Consider the following 1,501-nt stretch of genomic DNA (forward strand, 5'->3'; position numbering starts at 1 on the left):
TCCGCCGGCTCACCCGTCAGATTCGACACGACCGGGATGCGCGGGGGCAGGAAGGTGATGTCCGCGAGGGCCGCCGTGAAGTCGTCCAGCATCGGCTCCATCAGCACCGAGTGGAACGCGTGCGACACCCGCAGCCGGGTGGTCTTCACACCTTGCGCCGTGAAGTACTCCCCGACGGCGACGACGGCGGTCTCCTCGCCGGACACCACCACCGAGCCCGGCGCGTTCAGCGCCGCGATCGACACCTCGTCAGTCAGGTGCGGCAGCACGTCCTCCTCCGGCGCGGCGATGGCGACCATCGCACCCCCGGCGGGAAGCGCCTGCATCAGACGGGCGCGCGCGGCCACCAGGCGGCACGCGTCCGCCAAGTCGAAGACGCCGGCCACATGGGCGGCGGCCACCTCACCGACCGAGTGCCCCAGCAGGTACTCCGCCTCCACACCGAAGGACTGAAGCAGACGGAACAACGCCACCTCGACCGCGAACAACGCGGGCTGCGCCCACCCCGTCGCGTTCAGCAACTCGGCATCCTCACCCCACACCACATCCCGCAGCGCAGACTCCAGATGCCGGTCCAACTCGGCCACGACCTCATCGAAAGCCGCCGCGAACACCACCGACTCCCCATACAGCCGACGGCCCATCCCCAGCCGCTGGGCGCCCTGGCCGGTGAACAGCACCGCCACCCGGTGCCCGTTCTTGGCCACACCCTCCGCCACGTTGGCACCCGGCTCACCGGCGGCCAGTGCGCGCAAGCCCTCGGTCAGCTCGCCGCGGTCGGCACCCACGACCACCGCGCGGTGCTCGAACAGCGAACGCGACAGCAGCGCCGCACCCGCATCGGCGAGGTTCAGCGGCTCCTCCGTGGAGACCGTGGACAGCAGGCGCTCGGCCTGTCCGCGCAGTGCCTGCTCCGTACGGGCCGACAGCACCCACGCCGTCTCCGTCTCGCTCTCGGCGACCGGCCCGGGCTCGGTGCCGGCGTCGGGCGCGGCTTCCAGGATCACGTGTGCGTTGGTGCCGGAGATGCCGAACGAGGAGACGCCCGCGCGGCGCGGACGGCCGGTCTCCGGCCACGGCATGGCCTCGGTCAGCAACCGCACCCGACCCTGGGTCCAGTCCACATGCGTGCTCGGCTCGTCCACATGCAGCGTCCGCGGCAACACACCATGCCGCATGGCCAACACCATCTTGATCACACCCGCCACACCCGCAGCCGCCTGCGTGTGACCGATGTTCGACTTCACGGCACCGAGCCACAGCGGCCGGTCCTCCGGACGGTCCTGGCCGTAGGTGGCCAGCACCGCCTGCGCCTCGATCGGGTCACCCAGCGTCGTACCCGTACCGTGCGCCTCCACCGCGTCCACATCGGCGGAGCCCAGACCGGCCGCGGCCAGCGCCTGCCTGATCACCCGCTGCTGCGACGGACCGTTCGGCGCCGTCAGACCGTTGGACGCACCATCCTGGTTCACCGCACTGGACCGCACCACCGCCAGCACCC

1 protein-coding gene is annotated in these 1,501 nt (G+C 71.4%); it reads right to left on the minus strand.

Annotated elements, in window-relative coordinates; translation table 11 throughout:
- On the minus strand, positions 1-1,501 hold a 1,501-nt coding region (locus tag ACH47Z_RS47185), incomplete at both ends, for a type I polyketide synthase (RefSeq protein WP_399086848.1).

The organism is Streptomyces sp. NPDC020192, from assembly GCF_044388685.1.
In the GTDB taxonomy this organism is placed as follows: Bacteria; Actinomycetota; Actinomycetes; order Streptomycetales; family Streptomycetaceae; genus Streptomyces.